A 2,188-nucleotide genomic window follows, 5' to 3' on the forward strand; every position below is an offset into this window, starting at 1 on the left:
TATTTTTTCCAGAAATTCCATCGCCCATTTTTTCGTGAACCCGGTCGAATCCTTTCCAACAAGGAAAATTCCCTTCTTTTGAATATCCGCTGAAACCCTTCTTGCACGGTCAACCTTATTCTCTCTTGAGTTACCAGTTCCTGTAGTGAAACCTCTTCGGTTAAGCTCATCAATAATTAATAATCCGAAGTTTTTACCTGTGCTTCCGTCGAGTTCAATGTATTGAACATCTGACTTGTCACGTGCTGCAGTATTGAGGATTTCATTAATCAAGTTTCTTGACTCAAGCTGAAACTCATATGAGTCCAGGATGTAAATGTTGCCGTTTAGATCTTTAGCAAGCATGACTCCAGCAGTATAATCCGGATCACTTCCTTTCAATCTGTCATCGTTCAATACTTCAGTAGCTGCAAGATCCCAATATCTGATAATCCGAACTATTGGAATTTTCAGGTATTCATCATATGAAATCAAATGGAAGTCCGATTCATCGAATAGCTGGCCTTTAACACTGGCATACCAGTTACCGTTCATTAACTGCTCACGTGTTACCCTATCCAATCCCATCAGGTATTCCTCATAATCTTTTCTATCCAAATAGACATTATCCAGATAACTGGAGCTAATGAATCTGATTTGAGATTTGTCTTGGATGTCTTCATCAATTTTCTCAATGAATCTTTCACGAACCCATTTGTTTCCACGCTTACCTGGATTACTTGATGCCATTAATTGTGTTGGAAGCTTATTGTCTTTTGTTTTCCTTACTCTTGACCTCATATAGATATATTTAAACCTTTCCAATTGTGTCAGCTCATCAATTCCGATAAATTGATATTCAGAACCCTGATAAGTATCCAAATCATTGATGTTCCTTAAATATCCGAAAGTTAATGAATTTCCATTTGGAAATGTCCATGAATGTTCGGTTCCATCCCACTTTGGTTTGATGCTTGCATTATTCTGAATTTCCTTTCTGTTTAACCATTGACTAGCTTTGTGAATTAAAGCTCCTTTACGCTTCAGGTCAGATAATGTACGTCTCAAGATTAACGCATGGTATTCATTTGCATCATCCTGAACATAAAACAATGCCCTCATTAACAGACTGGTGGATTTACTACCTCCGGCAGCCCCACCAATCAAAACTTCCTTTTCACTAGCCAATATCATCTCAGCCTGCTTTGGAAATGGAGAGAATGGAATATATGGATTTTCATATACACACTTCTGAAGGATGGCCTTATCTTTAGCACTGAGATAGAATTCATCGTTTTCATTGTACATTGTTATCGTCTATTTGTTTTGCAAGGATTTCAATTTCATTCATAATGTCCTTTTGTGAGATTTCAATTTTCTTGTCCTCTAACTCTAATACACGATTTTTGAAGAGTCTATCCATTTCATCTTTGAATAATCTGTTTTTAGCTTCAAATGCCTTAACGGACAATTCCAGATATCTGATTTTCAGTTCGGTAATATCGATTAAATATCTGGCCAGACTTTTTTCATTGGCATTGTATCTTACTTCCTGATCCAGCTTTTCAAAATCAATCTCAAGGCCAACTGCATTTTTTGTAATTTTGTCTAAATTTTCCAAACCTGTTTTAATGTCTGTGACCTGTTGCTGGAGAATAGAATCAATAGCCAAATCTATATTGTCCTCATGAACGTTATTGTCGGTTATCTGTTTTTGTGTGATTGCCCTGTTTGTCAATGCATCTTTTTGTCTGGCTCTTGAGTCTTTATCATTATCTGTTAGATGATATTTCTTTTTGAATCTTGAAAATGTTGCTCTGCTTACTTCAAGTTTGTGTTCCTCATCCAGCCATCTTCTTACACTTTCATCTGTTGCTCCTTGAGTTTTCATTACCTGTATTTCATCCAGGAGTGTTTCTAGGAAATCTCCTTTTGTTAGCTTCAGTCCTGCTTTGAATTCCTTAAATGTTGTGAGTGAAACTTCACGGCCATATTTTGTTTTTAGGAGTTCTATGATTTCCTTGTTGCTCATTGCCTTCCTGCAGCAGTTGATGATTTCCTGTTCGTGACGATCTAAAAAATAATGAATATCTGAATTTACTCTGTCCATGGTGATGGTTCTCCTATAACTCCCTTAATTCTCTTTCAAGTTCCTGTTTTCTCTCTTCAATTAACTTGTATTCCCTTTGTTTCATAATCCTTTCATAAT

General features: G+C 36.4%; 2 protein-coding genes. Both read right to left on the minus strand.

Annotation, left to right across the window (positions count from 1 at the left end; translation table 11 throughout):
• Nucleotides 1-1,287 (minus strand): phage terminase large subunit (locus ACJMLH_RS02110; protein WP_405274280.1); only part of this gene is annotated, 1,287 nt, incomplete at its 3' end.
• A complete protein-coding gene (locus tag ACJMLH_RS02115) occupies nucleotides 1,277-2,089 on the minus strand; it encodes a hypothetical protein (RefSeq protein WP_405274281.1) in 813 nt (270 codons plus the stop codon). The genes ACJMLH_RS02110 and ACJMLH_RS02115, both read right to left, overlap by 11 nt.
• Between the last annotated feature and the right edge of the window lie 99 nt (nucleotides 2,090-2,188).

The sequence above is a fragment of the Methanobrevibacter sp. genome (genome assembly GCF_045116495.1).
Lineage (GTDB): Archaea > Methanobacteriota > Methanobacteria > Methanobacteriales > Methanobacteriaceae > Methanocatella.

Coding starts and splice junctions, on each gene's coding strand:
- ACJMLH_RS02115 (WP_405274281.1), bottom strand. CDS start 2,089: ATGGACAGAGTAAATTCAGATATTCATTATTTTTTAGATCGTCACGAA.